Genomic DNA, 20,080 nt, shown 5'->3' on the forward strand with positions numbered 1-20,080 from the left:
TTTATAGCGATGAAACTAACTTTGGCTGCCAACCACCGACTTCACAATACTCTGATTCAGCCAGCCAAAACCCTTTTGGCGTGAAAACACCAAGCATAACATTATCTAAGCTTAAAATTTGAATAGTATGACGCTTCCATGGAAAAATTTGTGCCTCTTGAATTGCTTTTTTTAATGGCCATTTCCCCACACGTCCATGCAAATGGACTTTTTCCCCACCTTGACGATAATGCAATGTCAAAGGCTGATTTAAAAGTTCTATACGCAGACCATACTCTTCCTGATGTTGGCAGATCTTAAATTGACCCGAAGCTAAATTTACAACATGCTGGATTTCAAATTTTATTTCTGAATCAGTTGTATTTGATGCTGCTAAGTATTCATCCTTAGGAACTCGATATAAGATATTTTGGAAACGAACATAATATTGTCCATTCCAATGCAATGCTGCTTGTGCATCAGGTTTCGCCAAAATAACTTCTTCAGTCAACCGCTCTACCATCTCAAATGCAGGACGGTATTGGTCTTGTCCTTTCATCCAATTGGATAAAAGTTGTCTTCTTCTTGCTAAACTTAATTGATTGAGTTGTCGTAAATCTAGATGATCATCATCGCCACAGAATGCCAAATCCTGTTGTAAAACCTCTTGCAAAATTTCATTCGCATCTTGCATCAGCACACTGGTTCTCACAATCGCCTGTTGCATTTTAGGGAATCGGCTTTGCAAAATATTCCAAAGCTCATGACGACACCAAGCTCGATCATAATGCGTATCAAAATTGGTCGGGTCATCCACGTAGGGCAATTCGAGTTGCTCTACCCATTGGCAAATCTGCTCACGACTTAGATTCAATAATGGTCGCCAAATAATGATGTCTTCACGTGAATCTAATAATTTCATCGCGGACAACCCCTGTATTCCAGCACCAGAGAACAAACGTAATAATACGGTCTCAGCTTGATCCTGCTGATGATGTGCCAGTACTAAAATATCTGTGTCGGATAAATGATGTTTAAAAGCTTGATAACGTGCTGCTCGAGCTTGCTGTTCCAAATTCCCTTCAGCAACTTGAACTGTCTCGAGAACCACAGGGATGTGCGCTGCCATACAAAATTGATGGACGAATTCAGCCCATTCCTGATTTGCAGATTGCAACTGGTGGTTAATATTAATCGCACGGATTTTTTGGGGAATTAATTGAGACATGACATACAGCAACAGCATGGAATCCATGCCGCCACTGCATCCCACTAAGAACGTGTGTTCATCACCAAATTTGGCAATTTGTTTTAAGAAGCTAGACCTGAATTGTCGCTGCCAAACTTCATTAAACGTTGGTAACGTGCTTCGCATCTTGCATTTGCATCCATTGGAACAAGCTCATCAAGTGCAGCTTGTAACACATGTTTTAATTTATCCATGACTAGGTCTGGCTGAAGATGAGCACCCTCACCTTCATCTACAACATACTCAACAATACCAAGTTCTTTCAGTTTATCTGCAGTGAGTGCAAGTGCTTCACTCGCTTGCTCAGCTTTTTCAGCAGTTTTCCAAAGAATTGAGGCACAACCTTCAGGTGAAATCACAGAGTAAATACTGTGAGAAAGCATAATCACACGATCTGCAACGCCAATGCCTAATGCGCCGCCAGAACCACCCTCGCCTAGAACAGTCGCGATGACAGGTACTTTTAAACTTGAGAGTTGAGCTAGACTCGTAGCAATTGCTTCTGCTTGTCCACGCTCTTCAGCACCTACACCAGGGTATGCACCCATGGTGTCAATAAATGTGAAAACTGGAAGATTAAATCGTTCAGCCATATCAAGTAAACGCTGAGACTTGCGATAGCCTTCTGGATTACTCATCCCAAAATTATGCTGTAACTTTTCACGTGTACTACGACCACGATGTTGACCAACCACCATCACAGCCTGACCATTAAAACGTGCTAAACCGCCAACCATTGCACCATCATCACCATATAAACGGTCACCATGAAGTGCATCAAATTCTGTAAAAATTTCGCTCACATAATCTAAAAATTGTGGGCGATCTGGATGACGCGCAATTTGAACCGTTTTCCATGCTTTAGATTGAGCAGCTTTATTTTTCATAAGTCGATGAATATCCCTAAATTAACTATGACGTAGTTAACTAATAAAATTCGCTTATCAGCTTCTGTTAGCCAATAAATTGTTCCGACTGAATATTCAAAACGATATCCCAATGTTTAAATTGCACCTGCTCATCATGCAGCTCTGCAACCAACAAAGGCCATTGTTTTGCATCACCAGAAACTTTCAGTTGCCATTGTTGCTCATCTAATATCTTTAATTCAATGGCAGGAAGCATCTCATCGCTTCGGCTGTGATTCAGCAAAATTGCGAGACGAAGGAGCAAACATAGATAGACAAGTTTAATTCCACCGACTTTCGTCACATCATTTTTTGCTTCAGCACGCAATTTACGGCGATGATGAGCGACCAAATGTGACAAATGATTTTGATCAATTTGTGAAAAACCAGCAATGTCAGAATGCTGAAGCAAATATGCGCCGTGACGATGATAACCACTATGACTAATCGCTAAACCTATTTCATGAAGATAAGCTGCTCGACGTAGCAAATCACTATCGTCATTATTTAGACCAAGCGTTCCTGCCACGCTATCAAATAATTGTTGAGCCGTTTCAACAACACGCTCTGCTTGTTTTTGATCAGCACCATAACGCCCCATCAAGGCTTGTACGCTACGATCTCGAATATCTTCATGCTGGAAACGCCCGAGTAAATCGTACATTACACCTTCTCGTAAGGCGCCATCTGAATAGACCAGCTTATCAACTTGAAGAACTTCAAATACAGCGTATAAAATCGCAATACCCGCAGGTAGGACTGCACGACGATCTTCCTTAAGACCCTCGAATTCCATGTCTGAAATATGCTTGTATTTGAGTAACTTATCTTTAAGTTTTTCCAAGCCTTCTCGCGTCAAGTTTTCCTGATCATCGCTCCAACCCATATTTACCGCAATTTGACGACAAGCTTTAATGGTTCCACTTGAACCAACAACAGTATCCCATCCTGCCGCACGGTAAGTAGTCGCGATACCCGAGATTTCTTTGCGTGCGGCAGTCACCGCACGATCGAAAGCTTTTGGATTAATATCGCCGTCTGCAAAATAGGCCTTCGTAAATGCAACGCATCCCATTTGCACGGATTCAGTATGAATTGGCTCAAACTCTTCACCAATGATTAACTCGGTCGAGCCACCACCAATATCAATGACCAAACGGCGACCGCTGTTCGCCATAGTATGTGATACACCTAAATAAATTAAGCGTGCTTCTTCACGACCAGCAATAATTTCAATAGGTTTAGGCAGAATTTCAGCTGCTTTTTGAATGAATTCATGCCCATTTTTAGCTTGGCGCAAAGCATTGGTGGCCACAATTCTTAAACGATTCGATTGGACTGAACTTAGGCGCCCTACAAATCGAGCCAAGCATGCTAAACCACGTTGTTGAGCAGCTTCTGTCAAATTTTTATTTTCATCTAAACCTGCGGCCAATTGGACCTTTTCAGACATCGATGCGACTTTTTTTACCTCACCATGATCAACTCGAGCAATCGCCAAGTGGAAGCTGTTTGAGCCCATATCAATGGCTGCAAGGAGTTCTTCATCAATCAAAAAATCAGACATTGTTGCGCTAAGTTCAACCAGAATTGTGCCTAGATTAATTCACATAACTGTAATTTAAAAGCCATTTATTTAGTCAATTTAACGACTATTTAAAAAATCATCATATATGACAATTGTGTTACACCGATCATGGAAATCGTGAGCATCAATTAGACATTTACAGAATTTAGTCCGAAAATAAACCCTATCCCCTACTTTGTTAAAGTGGTCTATGTAATACTTATATACATAGATAGACCGTTTTCAAAAAATTATTCGGAGCAAATTCCATGTCTGCTAATATCGTTAATACAACTGATGCTAATTTTGAAGCTGACGTTTTAAATTCTGACACGCCAGTTCTTGTTGATTTTTGGGCAGGCTGGTGTGCGCCATGTAAAGCTATTGCTCCTGTACTTGAAGTTTTAGCAACTGAATACGAAGGTAAAGTTAAAATCGTAAAAGTTGACGTAACTTCATGCGAACAAACTGCTGTAAATTACAATATTCGTAATATCCCAGCTTTATTGATGTTCAAAAATGGTGAAGTTGTTGCTCAACAAGTTGGTGCAGCTCCTAAATCAAAACTTGCAGCTTTTATTGAAGAAAATATCTAATTCTTTCAATTTTAATGGCTTTGAAAGCGTCAAATTTTTGGCGCTTTTTTTGACGGTAAAATTGACAAAGAGCCATATCTCACTTATATTGCATGATCAAGAAACACTTGGACAATTTCTCCTCGTTTCTTACAATACACAAAACATAAGATCGCCGCTCGGCTAAAGAAATTGTTTACACATTTCTCCTCGAAAGAACTTACTAGATTCTGAGTTTGTTATTGTGCAAATCAATTGCTGCTCTTTTCTTGCACTGCGGATGTCTTTTGCTTCTATTCTATCTGTGTTCCACACTTCCTTTTAATTCAATCGACCATTTATGAACTTAACTGAACTCAAGAAAAAACCGATAGGCGAACTCATCAAAATTGCTGAGTTCATGGGCCTTGAAGGAATGGCACGTAACCGTAAGCAAGACATTATTTTTGCCATTTTGAAACGCCATGCTATGAATGGTGAAGAAATTTTCGGCGATGGTGTTCTTGAAATTCTGTCTGATGGTTTCGGTTTTTTACGTTCTGCAGCAGGGTCTTACCTTGCGGGTCCAGATGACATTTATGTCAGCCCTTCTCAAATTCGCCGCTTCAATTTGCGCACTGGGGATACGATTACAGGTACGATTCGCCCACCAAAAGAAGGCGAACGTTATTTTGCACTTTTAAAAGTGAATCAAATTAACTACGACACGCCAGAAAACTCTCGCAATAAGATTCTTTTCGAAAACTTAACGCCTTTATTCCCAACTGAACAATTAGTGATGGAGTTAGGAAATGGTTCGACTGAAGATTTAACTGCGCGTGTTGTCGATTTAGTTGCTCCAATTGGTAAAGGTCAACGTTCAATTATTGTTGCACCACCCAAAGCTGGTAAGACAATGTTGATCCAAAACATTGCTCAATCTATTGTTCGTAATAATCCTGAATGCTTCCTAATCGTTCTTCTCATTGATGAGCGTCCAGAAGAAGTAACAGAAATGGAACGTACCGTTCGTGGTGAAGTTGTTGCTTCAACATTTGACGAATCACCTGCACGTCACGTTCAAGTCGCTGAAATGGTGATTGAAAAAGCTAAACGTTTGGTAGAACACAAAAAAGACGTTGTTATTTTGCTTGACTCAATTACACGTTTAGCACGTGCATATAACACGGTTATTCCATCATCAGGTAAAGTTTTAACTGGTGGTGTTGATGCCCACGCTTTAGAACGTCCAAAACGTTTCTTCGGTGCTGCACGTAATATCGAAGAAGGTGGTTCACTTACGATCATTTCTACTGCTTTAATTGAAACTGGCAGTAAAATGGATGAAGTCATCTACGAAGAATTCAAAGGTACAGGTAACCAAGAGATTACGCTTGATCGCCGTATTGCTGAGAAACGTGTATTCCCTGCGATGAATATCAAGAAATCTGGTACACGTCGTGAAGAACGCCTCATGGATGAAGATAAACTACGTAAGGTTTGGATTTTACGTAAGCTTCTCCATCCTATGGACGAACTTGCTGCGATGGAATTCTTACTTGATCGCATGAAGGAAACCAAGACTAATGATGATTTCTTCGATCAAATGAAACGCAAAGCTGCCAACTAATACGCAAAAGGCCATCATTTATTGATGGCCTTTTATTTAGGTTGACACCATTTACATAAATACACAATACCGACTTTTGAATGTAACTTTTCTTGCAAGTATGTGATTTTTATCATCTTGTATTTTAATTCCCTTTATTTTTTAAGTATTTACTTAGTATTTATCCAATTCAAAATGCAAAAATGATTGTAATTTTCTGTTAAAAATAGGGTCAAATTTCTCATTTTTTAAGCATTTTTTCATTTCGCCTAGTAGTAATTCAAAATACTCAGTGATAGCATGTCGGCATACCAGTTAGGCTGCTCCATGCGTTATTAACCTTACTAACGTTAGGAATAATAAAAGCACACAACAGACTAACCGGGTTTTTTGTCTCAATTTATTTTAATGAGAGTGATGCCATGTTATTCAAAAAAATTGCTATTGCTGCTGCCGTTGCTACTACTTTAGCTTTCGTTGGTTGTGCTAAAAAAACTGAAGAAGCTGCTGCTGACGCAAACGCTGCTGCATCTGAAGCTGTAGAAGCTGCTTCTGAAGCTGTTGTAGCTGCTGACGCTGCTGCTGTTGAAGCTTCTTCTGAAGTTGCTGCTCAAGCTGACGCTGCTGCTGCTGAAGCTACTGACGCTGCTGCTGAAGCTACTGACGCTGCTGCTGACGCTACTGCTGCTGCTTCTGCTGCTCAATAATCTAAACTTTAGATTATTCGAAAAAAAGAGAACCAAAGGTTCTCTTTTTTTATGCGCTGAATTCTATGAATTCGCATAAAGTTAAGAGCATAAAAAAACCTGAGCGGAGCTCAGGTTTTTTTAAATGTTATTTGATCAAGCGATTAATCGACTTGCTCTGTCCCTACACGCTGTCTAAACTTTTGACCAGCACGGAAGGTCACTACACGGCGAGCAGAAATAGGAATCTCCTCACCTGTTTTTGGATTACGCCCTGGACGCTGACGCTTGTCACGCAGTTCGAAATTACCAAAACCCGATAATTTGACATGTTCACCTGCAATTAATGCCTGGCTAATTTCATCAAAAAACAACTCAACCATTTGTTTAGCTTCACGACGATTTAAACTCGTCAGCTCACTCAAATGATCAGCCATTTCTGCTTTTGTTAATGCTGTCATGAGGCCCTCAATGTCGCTTGGTAAGTGTTTTCTAACACTTGTAAAATATTATCCATACCAGATTTAATTTCAGCATCCTCAAGCGTGCGACTCGGATGCTGCCATAAAAGTGCAAACGCCAATGAACGTTTACCCTCTTCTACACCTTGACCCGTATACACATCGAATAACCAAGAAGAATCAAGTAACTCTCCTCCAGTTTTTTCGATAAGTTGCTGAATTTCACTAACATTAATCTTATCACTAATTAAAACTGCAATATCACGTCTCACTGAAGGAAATCGTGATAATTCTGTAAAATTAGATACATAAGTTTGCAAAACAGACGATTGATCGAGTTCTGCTACCCATGTCGTTGCGAGATCAAGCTCATCTTCAAGCGATGGATGTAAACGACCAATATAACCAATCGATTTTCCGTCCACTAAAATTTCAGCAGATTGACCTGGATGTAACCATGAACGCTCTGAACGTACATATTCTACTTGAACTCGCCCAGCTGCCAATACAGCCTCAATTTCACCTTTAAAATCGAAGAAATCCATTGGCTGAGGTTTAGCATGCCAAGATTCCTGATTCTTCGCACCTGTTGCCACAATCGCAAGTGTAGGTATTTGCTTAAGATCATGAATACTGGTTGCTTCTTGATAATCAAAACGTAAGCCAAGCTCAAAGAAGCGTACGCGACTTTGTTGACGATTAACATTGTATTGGACACAAGGAATTAAGCTTGAAAGTAAAGTCGAACGCATTACAGCCAAATCACTTGAAATTGGATTTGCCAATGCCAAAGGATTTACACTTGGATTTAACTGTTTTTCAAGTTTTAAATCAGCAAAACTAAAGCTGATTGCCTCTTGGTAACCAAGTGCAACCAAAGTTTGACGTAATTGTGCAACTTCAAATTGATCTTGGTATTTTGCAAGTTTCACATCAATCACAGGCAAGCTGATTTGAATGTTGTCATAACCATGAATACGCGCAACCTCTTCAATTAAGTCTTGGTAGATTGCCATATCATAACGATGTGATGGCGGTACGACAGACCATTGACCTTGTGCTTTAATTGTTACCTGACAACCTAGACGTGTTAACGCATCAGTAATAAAGTCAGAGTCAACTTTATAACCAAGAAGTTGATCAACTTGCGCCTGCTCAAGCTCGATTGCTTCGCGTGTTGGCAATACTGTTGGATTTTCTGCTACAGTAATTGGACCAAATTCACCACCTGCAAGCTCAGAAATCAACTGAGATGCACGGTGCATTGCGATCATTGGAAGTTCGAAATCCACTCCACGCTCATAACGCTGAGACGCATCTGTATGTAAACCGAAGCTACGCGCACGACCCGCAATATGAAGTGGTGCAAAGAATGCTGATTCAAGGAAGATTTCAGTCGTTGCGTCTGTCACCGATGAAGACAAACCACCCATGATGCCCGCAATTGCTAATGCTTTTTGGTCGTCTGCAATCACCATCACGTTGTCTTGCATTTCAACTTCTTGCTCATTCAATAGAACAAGTTTTTCACCTGCAGTTGCTTGACGAACGTGTACCGCACCTTGAACTTTACCACCATCAAATGCGTGAAGCGGTTGACCCAACTCCATCAATACATAGTTGGTAATATCAACCAAGATACTGTGCTGACGGATACCAGAACGAGCCAGTGCACGCTCCATCCATTCAGGAGTTGGCGCTTTGGTGTTGACATTTTTGATCACACGACCTAAGTAACGTGGGCAACCTTCAGTAGATACAACGACCTTCTTTTCATCAGCAATCGTTTCAGCCACTTCTTTAATTTCAGGCGCAGTCACAGGAAGTTGGTTAATCACACCAATTTCACGTGCAATCCCACGAATACTGAAACAGTCACCACGATTTGGTGTGATACTAATATCAATCACGTTGTCATCAAGGTCTAGATATTCACGTACGTTTACACCGACTGGCGCGTCCGCAGGAAGCTCAAGTAGACCATCGATTTTATCTTCTAAATCAATTTCAGATGCACCGCACAGCATACCTTGTGATTCAACACCACGAAGCTTACCTTTTTTGATTTTAAAATCACCCGGTAATACTGCACCAATGGTCGCTACAGGTGCTTTCATACCTGCACGTACATTTGGCGCGCCACAGACGATTTGTAATGGTTCACCAGAACCAATGTTGACAGTCGTTACACGTAAACGATCTGCATCTGGGTGCTGTTCTACCGTAAGTACTTCACCTACAACCACACCTGTAAATGGTTTTGCAGCAGGAGATAAATCATCTACCTCAAGGCCAAGCATGGTCAGTTGGTCAGATAAAGTATCGCTATCGATGGCTGGGTTAACCCATGTGCGTAGCCAATTTTCGCTAATTTTCATTGATATAAAACCTGTAATTCAAATCTCTAGAATCCTCCCTCTAACCCCCTTTGCTAAGGGAGAGAACCCCAAATAATTCTGTGGAGTTCCTCAAGTTAGGAGAGGATTTAATAAAAAGTTTTAAGCAAACTGGCGTAAGAAACGCACATCATTTTGGTAGAACATACGCAAGTCGTTTATGCCATAACGAAGCATTGCAAAACGTTCAACACCTAAACCAAATGCAAAGCCTTTGTACTTATCTGGATCAATACCCGCTGAACGAAGAACATTTGGATGCACCATGCCACAACCTAATACTTCTAACCATTTTCCTCGCTCATCCATGATGTCGACTTCAGCACTTGGTTCTGTGAATGGGAAGTAAGATGGGCGGAAACGTACTTTCAAGTCTTTTTCAAAGAACTCATTCAGTAAATTAACCAATAATCCTTTCAATTCAGCAAAGCTCGTATTTTCTGCAACGTACAAACCCTCAATTTGGTGGAACATCGGAGAATGTGTTTGGTCTGAGTCACAGCGATACACACGACCTGGACATACAATACGAATTGGTGGTTGCTGTGTTTCCATCGTACGAATCTGTACACCAGAGGTATGCGTACGAAGCAAATGGTTTACATCGAAGTAAAAGGTATCGTGCATTGCACGCGCAGGGTGATGACCCGGAATATTTAATGCCTCAAAGTTGTGATAGTCATCTTCAACCTCTGGACCAGTCGCAACAGAAAAACCTGCTTTCGTGAAGAATTGACAAATACGCTCTTGTACTTGGGTCACTGGGTGGATACTACCCACCTGTTGACCACGACCAGGCAACGTGATGTCTATCTGTTCACTTGCTAATTTTTGTTCTAGTGCAGCTTTTTGTAATGCAGTTTGACGCTCAGTTAATGCACCATTAATCGCTTCTCGAACTGAATGAATCTGCGCACCAAAGACCTTACGCTCTTCCGGATCCATTTTACCCAGTGCTTTCGATTGTTCAGCAAGCTGGCTTTTCTTACCCGTAAATTGCACTCGAACCTGATCGAGTGTTGCAAGGTCTTGAGCTGCTGCAATGGCAGCGAGCGCTTCAGTGGTCAGGGCTTCCAGTGACATAGTAACTCTCAAAGCAACAAATATAAAAAATAATATAACTGCGCATTCTAACAGCTTTTATAGCTCCGTATGAAGATCAGCAAGTGTTAAAATTGGATGTGGAATTAAATTGGAAATTACATTTATAAAAAGTTTAAGATATCCTCAATGATCATTGAGAAGATATGTCATGGCATTAGATCAAATTTGGAAACAACAGCTCACACTCGTGACTTATGGCAATGAGTTTTTAAGTCAGGATTTAAGTTTTCAACACTGGAAAAATCATGCGATTTTTAATCAGCACCATTTCCTTTTTCGAGATTTAAATACACAACACTTATTGGCACAACACTTCCAAGTTTGGTTAGAAAGCTTAAAACGTCAGGGTGTCACACGCTTAAGCCTACATAACTCAAGTTTATTAATCGATGAAAAAAATCCCAATCCAAATGTTGAACTTTTACCATATCCCCATTTCATTGTCAGTCATCACCGTAATGTAAAAACAGCATGGATCTGTGGTAAAGAACTTGCCGAATGGTATAGCTCTGAACAAGACTTCGACATACCAAACAATCAAACACTCCCCGCACGAATTGAAACATTTTGGCGTTTTGATCTATCCACCCAGCATATCAAACGTGTTGAGGCAGATCTTCAAGCACCTAATTGGAATGATATTCACGACTACACAGAGAATGAGCTGTTCGATCGCGCATTAGCACAAGGTGTGCAATCCGTTGAGCGTGGTGCAATCTTTTATGGTACTGACGATCAATCGCCCTGCAACATTGGAGTTGCCTTACCATTACTGCCACAAGATTATGCAGCACCTTATGCCAATGAAACCTTAGTCCGTTTCATGCATCTAGAACAACATTTAAATATTCAAAAACGAAAACTTTTGGAGCAAGATCATCAAGAATCTCTTGAGGAAGAAAAACAACTGAAGGTATTTCAACAAAAGTTAGATGACCTGAGTGCAAAATTCATCACTAAAGTAGCAAATCACTATAAATCTGCTCATTTAAAAAGCTCCGAAATTCACTCCCCTTTGGATGAAGCCTCAACACATACTCAACATGGAAAACGCTTTTTTTACAATGATTCCTCTCCTCACCAACCCACACCTAAAACAGGTAAATCAAATGTGTTTGCCCTCATTTTAGTCACTGCAATAATCTGTTTCTGCGCTTACTATTTTGGACTGTGATGTTTTAAAAATTCATCTAATTGTTCAGATTTATGAAAATGTAGCCACTTTATATGATGATATTGAGTGGCTTTCATCATCTGCGAATATTTAAGTCTATTTTTCCCATGCGTTTGGACTACCCACAATATTATTGAGTCTTTACTTAACAATTTCGCCCAATGTTCTCTATTGTTAGAATTTTTCCATATTTTCTTTTGGCTAATCACACGATATAGCGACCTCTTAATCACACGATAAAGATTTACGCGTAGTGAAAAATCCAACCAAATCACAGTGTCGATCTCACTTAAGATTAAATTTTGAATCAGGGAATAATTACCATCAATTACGAAGCCCTTATTCATAGACCTAACACGACTTATAAATTTTTCTTGAAATTGTATTGAAGATGACTCAGTCCAGTTATCCAACCAAAAGAGATTATCAAGTTCAATATGATCGACTTACAGTTGAGCAGCCAACTTACGTGCAAAGGTTGTTTTCCCAGATGCTGCTGTACCGACGACCATAATTTTATTCATGCTGATCTCTTGGCTTTATTTGGTCGTAAACAATGAAAATAAAAAAGACCGCTAAAAAGCGGTCTTTTTCTCATCTACGATGATTAAGCAGCTAATGCGCCTTTAGCTTTTTCAGCTAAAGCAGCAAATGCAACTGCGTCATGCATAGCGATGTCAGCAAGTACGCGACGGTCGATGATCACTTGAGCTTTTTTCAAGCCATCGATCATACGGCTGTACGACAAACCATTTTGACGTGCACCAGCATTGATACGCGCAATCCATAAAGCACGGAATTGACGTTTCTTTTGACGACGGTCACGGTAAGCATATTGACCTGCTTTGATTACCGCTTGGAACGCTACGCGGTAAACACGTGAACGAGCACCATAGTAACCTTTAGCGCGAGCAAGAATTTTTTTGTGACGGCGATGAGCCTGTACACCACGTTTTACACGAGCCATTTATAATCTCCTTAGATGTACGGGCACATACGACGAACTGAAGCAACGTCACTTACGTGAACCATTACACAGCCGCGCAATTGACGAATACGCTTAGCAGATTTTTTGGTCAAAATGTGGCGTTTGAACGCTTGTTTACGCTTAAAACCGTTAGCAGTCGCTTTGAAGCGTTTTGCTGCACCACGGCGAGTTTTCATCTTAGGCATAACAACCTCTTTTGAACACCTGTTCGGCTCGTTTGCACCATTACAATACGACCTGCAGGTAAGGGAGCGAGTATTCTATAGCATCTTTGCGCAAAACAAAAGCACCGTTAATCTTGATTCAGACAAATTAATCTTGATGAGTTTTACTCTACGAAAATTTAGAACAAACCAAGATACACCCAGTAGATAAATAGATATCGACCTGTTTTCGCTATACCCACCACGAAGATAAATTTCCAGAATTTTTCTTTCAAGATTCCTGCAATTAAGGTGATTGGATCACCAATGATAGGCACCCAACTTAAAAGAAGTGACCATGTACCATACTGCTGATAAGCCCGTTGAGCACGAATCATTTGATCTGACTTAAATGGAAACCACTTTTTGGTTTTAAACTGCTCTATTTTTAAGCCCAACCACCAATTAACGCATGAACCCATCACATTCGCTACACTTGCAACAAAAATAAGCATCCACGGCGAAAATTGTTTTAGAGCAAATGACCCCAACAATATTGCTTCGGACTGTAAGGGCAATAAAGTGGCGGCTCCAAAGGCACTTAAGAACAATAAAATCAGATTCATTTACTGGACTTATTCACCGCTAGAAGTTTCTGAGTTTTACGATATTCTTTTATCGACCAAGCAATTGCTAACACTACTATGATGGCACGTAGCACCGTATATTTACTCGTTGTCGCTGGAATCACCTGTTTTAATTGATCCCTAGAATCTGGTTCGATTGCTGCAATGATATTTTGCACATGAAATATTTCGACGATATAAGAAGCAACACAGAGTAAAATACCAGCAATAATTGCCCAGTATACTTTTGAATTAGATTCAACAATTTTGCTAAAATTTAAAAAAAAATCCTTCATGGCAGTTCTCCATAAAAAAACCACCGAATGGTGGTTTAGATATGTAGAGTTTATCACACTTAAATCCGTGATCTACTTTAGTAGTGCAAGCGCCTTTTGTACCGCTGGTCTCTGTTGGATACGTTGAATATAAGCTTCCACTTCAGGAAACTCTGCTAAACGAATACTTTGCCACTCGTGCCGCATCAACCAAGGGAAAATTGCCATATCCGCGATAGAGTACTCACCTGCCACATAGTCTTGCCCAACTAACTGCTTATTGAGCACTCCATATAATCTTTTGGTTTCTGTAATGTAGCGCTCGATTGCATAAGGGATTTTCTCTTTAGCAAATTTAGCGAAATGATGATTTTGACCTAACATCGGTCCTAGACCACCCATTTGCCACATCAACCACTGTTCGACCTGAATCCTCGCGATTTCGTGCTGAGGATAGAATTGTCCCGTTTTACGTCCTAAATATTGCAGTATTGCACCAGATTCGAAAATCGAAATTGCTTGATTATTCGGTCCATTTTGATCAACTATCGCAGGAATTTTATTATTAGGAGAGATCGTAAGAAAGTCAGCTTGGAACTGATCATTTTCTAAGATATTGATTGGATAGATTTGATAATCTAAAGCCATTTCTTCGAGTGCAATTGTTATTTTTAATCCGTTGGGTGTTCCCCAATAATATAAATCGATCATTACAGTTCAGGCTCCATATGCCCTTTGTTGATTGATTTATCCACGATAAATCATTTCAAACCAAACAACAAGGATAGAAATTTTTTATTTATAAGTTATAAAAAATCAATTATTTATAAAATATTTTTAAATTTATTATTGAAAAATTTCGGTCTGAACCTATATAAAAAATTGCCAGATTTATGATGATCATCTGGTTCTGTTGATGATAGTCATGACAGAACAACATTCTTATTTTTATGACTTTGCTGACCTCAGGAGGTTTTAATCATGAGTAACTTAAATCTTCATCCATTGTTTCGTCGTAGCATTGGTTTTGATCGTTTAAACGATTTTATTGATTATGCAATGCAAAGTGATGCTCCAAACTACCCACCTTATAACATTGAAAAAAAAGGTGAGAATAAATATCGCATCGTGGTCGCTACTGCAGGCTTTAGTCAAGATGAGTTAAATATCAGTCTTGAAAATCAGCTTCTCTCGATCACAGGAAAACCAGAAGCTATTCAATCTGAACAAACCGAATATCTTCATAAAGGAATTGCGCGTCGTTCATTTAAATTATCGCTTCGCTTAGATGAACATATTGAAGTTCAACAAGCAGATTATGAAAATGGCTTATTAGTGATCGACTTAGAGCGTATCATTCCAGAAGAGAAATTACCTCGACAAATTCCAATTGGCAAAAAACTTCTGTTAGAAAATACAGAGTCTACTGAAAAAACAGTTCATGTCGAATAAAGCATCGAACTTAATGAGTCACAAAAAAAGCCGATGCAAAAGTATCGGCTTTTTTTATAGATCAAATCTACAGGTACTTTGAGCAACGAATTTCCTGATGTGCAATATAAAAAATCCTTTTTGGGTCATCTTTCAAGACAGTAAATACTCTAAACCTATTCAGTTTTACCATCCATCTAGAATTTTCTATGCATAAGTACGAGTTTACCTGTCGAAATAATTACATTTTCTACTCAAGCCACAAAATGATTCGAGAAGTTTAAAATATACGTTTATTAGACTTCACTAAAGTACTGCCTGATGGAAATATTCAACTGATGATTTATACCCCAACTACAGTCGTTCCTCTCTTTACTAACTCAGGATGTACCTATATTCCTTCAATCAACATATAAAAAAGCCCTGCATGTGCAGGGCTTTTTCTCTAAATCGGTTTTACTTTTTCTTTTTAGGACCAAGTAACATACCCATTTGACGGCCTTCCATTTTTGGTGCTTGTTCCACTACACCGATTTCAGCCACATCAGCTTCAATCTTTTGTAATTGAGCAAGACCCAATTGTTGGTGAGCCATCTCACGACCACGGAAACGTAGAGTAATTTTAACTTTGTTGCCTTCTTCAAGGAATTTCAGAATAGCACGCAACTTAACATTGTAATCACCAACGTCTGTACCAGGACGCAACTTGATCTCTTTAACCTGAACTTGATGCTGTTTTTTCTTAGCATCTTTTTGCTTTTGCTTCAGATCAAATAAATGCTTGTTGTAATCCATGATTTTACAAACAGGCGGCTCTGCATTCGCAACGATCTCAACGAGGTCAAGATCAACTTCTTCTGCAGCACGCAACGCTTCAGCAAGTGAAACGATGCCTTTTTGTTCTCCGTCAGCGCCAACGAGACGTACTTCTTTCGCACGAATCTCATCATTTAATGCAGGACGATTGCTTTTAGCACCTTGTTGTTGGTTACGGTCAGGCTGTTTAATCTTTCTTACTCCACAATATACCGGCCGCGTTCGGCTACGGCTACTTTCACTAAGTCAACGAATGCATCGATAGACATAGTACCTAAATTTGTTCCAGAGCGAGTACGTACATTCACTGTACCTTCCTCTACTTCTCGATCCCCAAGCACCAATAGGTATGGAATACGCTCTAAAGTACGCTCACGAATCTTAAAGCCGATTTTCTCATTTCTCAAGTCTGAAATCGCTCGAATGCCATTTTCTTGCAATTTAGCGACGACTGACTGACAAGCATCTGCTTGAGAATCGGTAATATTCATCACACATGCTTGAATTGGTGCCAACCATGGTGGCATAAATCCAGCGTAGTGTTCAATAAGTATACCAATAAAACGTTCAAAACTGCCAAGAATTGCACGATGAAGCATCACAGGATGATCACGATCGTTGTCTTCAGTGACATAAGATGCATCTAAACGTAATGGCAAGTTAAAATCGCATTGGATTGTACCGCACTGCCAGATACGACCTAAACAATCTTTCAAAGAAAATTCAATTTTAGGACCGTAGAACGCACCCTCACCAGGTTGTAAATCCCAAGCGAGACCCGCTGCATCCAGTGCGTCAGCTAAAGATTTTTCAGCAACATCCCAAAGCTTATCATCCCCTACACGCTTTTCTGGACGTGTTGAGAGTTTCATTTGCACTTCTTCAAAACCGAAATCTTTATAAACATCTAAAGTCAGTTTAATAAAGTCAGCAACTTCTTGACCAATTTGCTCAGTTGTACAGAAAATGTGTGCGTCATCTTGGGTGAAACCACGAACACGCATAATCCCGTGTAATGAACCCGATGGTTCGTTACGGTGACATGAACCAAATTCAGCAAGACGAATTGGTAAATCACGGTAAGATTTTAAACCTTGGTTAAACACTTGAACATGACATGGGCAGTTCATTGGTTTAACGGCATAGTTACGGTTTTCAGAATGTGTAGTAAACATGTTTTCTGCATAGTTTGCAGCATGTCCTGATTTTTCCCACAGACTAAAATCGACCACCTGAGGTGTGCGAATTTCTTGATAACCATTGTCCTGTTGAACTTTACGCATGTATTGTTCTAAAACTTGATAGATCGTCCAGCCATTTGGATGCCAGAACACCATGCCTGGTGCTTCTTCTTGCATGTGGAACAGATCAAGCGCTTTACCAATTTTACGGTGGTCACGCTTTTCAGCTTCTTCAATACGTTTGATATAAGCAGCCAACTGCTTCTTATCCGCCCAAGCCGTACCATAAATACGTTGAAGTTGTTCGTTTTTCGCATCACCACGCCAGTAAGCACCTGACATCTTCGTCAACTTAAATGACTTTAAGAATTTAGTGTTTGGTACGTGTGGACCACGACACATATCCACATATTCTTGATGATAATAAAGACCCATTTGAGTCTCATCTGGCATATCTTCGATGAGGCGTAATTTATAATCTTCACCACGCTCAGTGAATACTTTGATCACTTCATCACGAGGTGTCATCTTTTTAATGACATCATAATCTTGATCGATGAGCTTTTTCATACGCTCTTCGATGGCAGCCATATCATCTGGTGTAAATGGTTTTTCACTGTAGATATCGTAATAGAAACCATCTTCAATGACAGGTCCAATCACCATCTTTGCTTCGGGGAAAAGCTGCTTCACTGCGTGACCAACTAAATGGGCACAAGAGTGACGAATAATTTCAACACCTTCATCATCTTTAGGCGTAATGATCTGCAACGTGGCATCATCAGTGATTAAGTCACATGCATCAACTAGATGGCCGTTTACACGACCTGCAACCGTATTTTTTGCAAGACCTGGACCGATGCTTTGAGCAACTTCCATGACAGAGACAGCTTGATCAAATTGTTTTTGATCGCCGTTTGGCAAAGTAATAATTGGCATAAAAAATCCTTAAGGAGTGATGCCCCGTACAATGGAGCATGTCACCGCGAGATTATGATCGAGGCGAACCTCAAAAGATAAAAACGGTGGATAAATAAAATCGCTAGAGATTTTACACGTGTCACGTTGTTTAATAAACCGTTAATCGAGCATTAGGCGATAGCAGTTTTAATTGTGACAAAAATAGTTAAAATATATTCCCAATTTAATATTTAAACCAATATTATCCCAATTATAGAAAAATAATCTTTTATACTTTCTATTAGATGATCAACATACTTTTAAACAAATAAATATAACCCACTGAAATCATTAGGCAGGTCATATGAAATCTCACCCACTAATTGCTTGGTCTACACTCCAGCCGCTTAAACCCGCATATGCTTTAGCAGCCAATGTGGATCTTGTTGTTCTTCGTCTTGAAGATCATGATGAAGAAAAAGTCGTTGTCATGTATGGTCGTTGTCAGCATCGCGGAGCACTCATGTCCGATGCCCATATTCAAGGCGACAAAATTGTATGTGGCCTTCACGGCTCTCATTACCTCTATAAAACTGGCATTAACCCGAGATATCTCAATAAAAATCTGCAAAAATTTAAAGCTTGGATTCATGATGATCATGTCTATGTTGACTTAGAAGAAATCGAAGCTTGGGAAAAAAGAAATCCACAGCAATTCAATCGTGATCGTTATCAAGGACTCTACGCAGATTCTCAGCCTGCTCCTGAAGAGCCACACAATAGATTCATCTTAGAATTAGCTCGAAATGGTCTAAAAAATTTCGGTCATCATGGTCCTACCGCAGCCATGGGTGTGCCTTTTGACAAACTTCCAAAATGGGAAGATATTCAACTGGTCACAGCTCAACTTTGGAAAGTTCCTCTACTGGATGATGCCCCCGTTGCAAGCGAAGTGATTATTGGAGCAAATGCAAAAAAACCATTGAGACTCAATATTCCATTATTTGTTTCCGACATGAGTTTTGGAGCTTTATCGCAAGAAGCAAAAACTGCACTGGCAATGGGTGCGGAAATGGCAGGTACTGGCATCTGTTCTGGTGAAGGTGGAATGTTAGATGATGAACAAGCCTCGAATTCACGATATTTTTACGAGTTGGCCTCTGGTCGTTTTGGCTATGACATTGAAAAAGTAAAAAAATGCCAAGCTTTTCACTTTAAAGGTGGACAGGCAGCAAAAACAGGAACAGGCGGACATCTACCCGGGCATAAAGTGGTCGGAAAAATTGCAGAAGTACGTGGTTTAGAAGAAGGACAATCTGCGATTTCTCCCGCAACCTTTCCGGATTGGACTGAACTTTCACAGTACAAGGAGTTTGCAAACTATATACGCGAGCAGACAGGTGGCATTCCGATTGGCTTTAAACTGTCTGCACAGCATATCGAAAAAGACATTGATGCTGCGATTGCGATAGGTGTGGACTACATTATTTTAGATGGTCGTGGTGGTGGTACAGGTGCAGCACCAACATTATTCCGTGACAATATTTCAGTGCCGACCATTCCTGCTTTAGCACGGGCACGTCGTCATTTAGATCGTTTAGGACGTCGTGACATTAGTTTGGTCATTACAGGTGGCTTACGTGTCCCTGCTGATTTTATTAAAGCCTTAGCGCTGGGTGCAGATGCCATTGCCGTGTCTAACTCTGCCATGCAGGCAATTGGTTGTTTGGGAATGCGCGCGTGTAATACAAATGAATGCTCTGTCGGTATTGCAACACAAAAAGATCATTTGCGTCGAAGACTCGAAATAGAAAAATCAGCACAGCAACTCGCCAACTTCTTCAATGCTTCAGTCGAGTTGATGCAAGTAATGGCGCGTGCTTGTGGGCATGACCATTTAAGTAAATTTAATTTGGATGACTTAACCACTTGGAAAAAAGAAATCAGTGAATTAACGGGCATCCATTACGGCGGCGTCCAATAAATTTCAAACCAATGCTAAAAAGGGATGATTAACTTCATCCCTTTTTTTC

The 20,080-nt window shown here is 40.1% G+C and carries 19 protein-coding genes; 6 read left to right on the forward strand and 13 right to left on the reverse strand.

Annotation, left to right across the window (positions count from 1 at the left end):
• Position 1: 1 nt before the first annotated feature.
• From tilS to ppx, 3 genes are all read right to left on the reverse strand, one after another.
• Positions 2-1,354 (reverse strand): tRNA lysidine(34) synthetase TilS, encoded by a 1,353-nt coding sequence (tilS, locus tag AC1M9P_RS10310; protein ID WP_481587543.1) that lies wholly within the window; start codon positions 1,352-1,354, stop codon positions 2-4.
• Complete coding sequence (locus tag AC1M9P_RS10315) at positions 1,291-2,115, reverse strand: acetyl-CoA carboxylase carboxyltransferase subunit alpha (RefSeq protein ID WP_481587544.1); 825 nt, start codon at positions 2,113-2,115, stop codon at positions 1,291-1,293. The genes tilS and AC1M9P_RS10315 overlap by 64 nt, the downstream gene beginning before the upstream one ends.
• A gap of 67 nt (positions 2,116-2,182) precedes the next feature.
• Positions 2,183-3,703, reverse strand: a complete 1,521-nt coding sequence (gene ppx, locus AC1M9P_RS10320; protein ID WP_035268561.1) for an exopolyphosphatase — start codon at positions 3,701-3,703, stop codon at positions 2,183-2,185.
• Between the two features lie 269 nt (positions 3,704-3,972).
• Here ppx and trxA point away from each other — a divergent pair, with 269 nt between their 5' ends.
• The 3 genes from trxA to AC1M9P_RS10335 all read left to right on the forward strand — a co-directional run bounded on the left by trxA (position 3,973) and on the right by AC1M9P_RS10335 (position 6,573).
• The gene (trxA, locus tag AC1M9P_RS10325) at positions 3,973-4,299 is read left to right on the forward strand and encodes a thioredoxin (protein WP_035268564.1); all 327 of its coding nucleotides are present in this window, start codon (positions 3,973-3,975) and stop codon (positions 4,297-4,299) included.
• 319 nt (positions 4,300-4,618) lie between these two features.
• Positions 4,619-5,887: a transcription termination factor Rho gene (gene rho / locus AC1M9P_RS10330; protein ID WP_035268567.1), complete on the forward strand. Its 1,269-nt coding sequence runs from the start codon at positions 4,619-4,621 to the stop codon at positions 5,885-5,887.
• A 401-nt stretch (positions 5,888-6,288) separates the two neighbouring features.
• Positions 6,289-6,573, forward strand: a complete 285-nt coding sequence (locus AC1M9P_RS10335; protein WP_035268570.1) for a hypothetical protein — start codon at positions 6,289-6,291, stop codon at positions 6,571-6,573.
• Positions 6,574-6,716: 143 nt separating this feature from the next.
• Here the strand turns inward: AC1M9P_RS10335 and AC1M9P_RS10340 are convergent, their stop codons facing one another.
• The 3 genes from AC1M9P_RS10340 to pheS form a co-directional block, all read right to left on the reverse strand.
• Positions 6,717-7,013 (reverse strand): integration host factor subunit alpha, encoded by a 297-nt coding sequence (locus AC1M9P_RS10340; RefSeq protein WP_035265376.1) that lies wholly within the window; start codon positions 7,011-7,013, stop codon positions 6,717-6,719.
• A complete protein-coding gene (pheT, locus tag AC1M9P_RS10345) occupies positions 7,010-9,391 on the reverse strand; it encodes a phenylalanine--tRNA ligase subunit beta (protein ID WP_481587545.1) in 2,382 nt (793 codons plus the stop codon). The genes AC1M9P_RS10340 and pheT overlap by 4 nt, the downstream gene beginning before the upstream one ends.
• Positions 9,392-9,511: 120 nt before the next feature.
• Positions 9,512-10,492, reverse strand: coding sequence for a phenylalanine--tRNA ligase subunit alpha (gene pheS, locus AC1M9P_RS10350; RefSeq protein ID WP_035265373.1), 981 nt, complete (start codon positions 10,490-10,492; stop codon positions 9,512-9,514).
• 169 nt (positions 10,493-10,661) lie between these two features.
• Between pheS and AC1M9P_RS10355 the strand changes: the two genes are divergently transcribed.
• On the forward strand, positions 10,662-11,687 hold the full coding sequence (locus tag AC1M9P_RS10355) for a hypothetical protein (RefSeq protein ID WP_481587546.1): 1,026 nt from the start codon (positions 10,662-10,664) through the stop codon (positions 11,685-11,687).
• Between the two features lie 607 nt (positions 11,688-12,294).
• On the opposite strand, the gene rplT is transcribed toward AC1M9P_RS10355, so the two are convergent.
• The 5 genes from rplT to AC1M9P_RS10380 all read right to left on the reverse strand — a co-directional run bounded on the left by rplT (position 12,295) and on the right by AC1M9P_RS10380 (position 14,430).
• Positions 12,295-12,654 carry a 50S ribosomal protein L20 gene (gene rplT, locus AC1M9P_RS10360; RefSeq protein WP_004867327.1) on the reverse strand — a complete coding sequence of 120 codons (360 nt, stop codon included), beginning with the start codon at positions 12,652-12,654 and terminating at the stop codon, positions 12,295-12,297.
• A gap of 11 nt (positions 12,655-12,665) precedes the next feature.
• A complete protein-coding gene (rpmI, locus tag AC1M9P_RS10365) occupies positions 12,666-12,860 on the reverse strand; it encodes a 50S ribosomal protein L35 (protein ID WP_004278281.1) in 195 nt (64 codons plus the stop codon).
• Between the two features lie 158 nt (positions 12,861-13,018).
• Positions 13,019-13,444, reverse strand: a complete 426-nt coding sequence (locus AC1M9P_RS10370; protein ID WP_035265367.1) for a YqaA family protein — start codon at positions 13,442-13,444, stop codon at positions 13,019-13,021.
• Positions 13,441-13,740 carry a hypothetical protein gene (locus AC1M9P_RS10375; protein WP_035265366.1) on the reverse strand — a complete coding sequence of 100 codons (300 nt, stop codon included), beginning with the start codon at positions 13,738-13,740 and terminating at the stop codon, positions 13,441-13,443. Before AC1M9P_RS10375 ends, AC1M9P_RS10370 begins: the two co-directional genes overlap by 4 nt.
• A 72-nt stretch (positions 13,741-13,812) precedes the next feature.
• Positions 13,813-14,430, reverse strand: coding sequence for a glutathione S-transferase family protein (locus tag AC1M9P_RS10380; protein ID WP_481587547.1), 618 nt, complete (start codon positions 14,428-14,430; stop codon positions 13,813-13,815).
• A gap of 270 nt (positions 14,431-14,700) precedes the next feature.
• Here AC1M9P_RS10380 and AC1M9P_RS10385 point away from each other — a divergent pair, with 270 nt between their 5' ends.
• Positions 14,701-15,171, forward strand: coding sequence for an Hsp20 family protein (locus AC1M9P_RS10385; protein ID WP_179998611.1), 471 nt, complete (start codon positions 14,701-14,703; stop codon positions 15,169-15,171).
• Positions 15,172-15,606: 435 nt separating this feature from the next.
• On the opposite strand, the gene infC is transcribed toward AC1M9P_RS10385, so the two are convergent.
• Positions 15,607-16,158: a translation initiation factor IF-3 gene (infC, locus tag AC1M9P_RS10390; protein WP_081403231.1), complete on the reverse strand. Its 552-nt coding sequence runs from the start codon at positions 16,156-16,158 to the stop codon at positions 15,607-15,609.
• A 5-nt stretch (positions 16,159-16,163) separates the two neighbouring features.
• Complete coding sequence (gene thrS / locus AC1M9P_RS10395) at positions 16,164-18,086, reverse strand: threonine--tRNA ligase (RefSeq protein WP_092768341.1); 1,923 nt, start codon at positions 18,084-18,086, stop codon at positions 16,164-16,166.
• A 325-nt stretch (positions 18,087-18,411) separates the two neighbouring features.
• On the opposite strand from thrS, the gene AC1M9P_RS10400 reads away from it, so the two are divergent.
• Positions 18,412-20,031 (forward strand): glutamate synthase-related protein, encoded by a 1,620-nt coding sequence (locus AC1M9P_RS10400; protein WP_481587548.1) that lies wholly within the window; start codon positions 18,412-18,414, stop codon positions 20,029-20,031.
• The last annotated feature ends 49 nt before the right edge of the window (positions 20,032-20,080 follow it).

It is taken from the genome of Acinetobacter sp. 25-47-122, assembly GCF_056779695.1.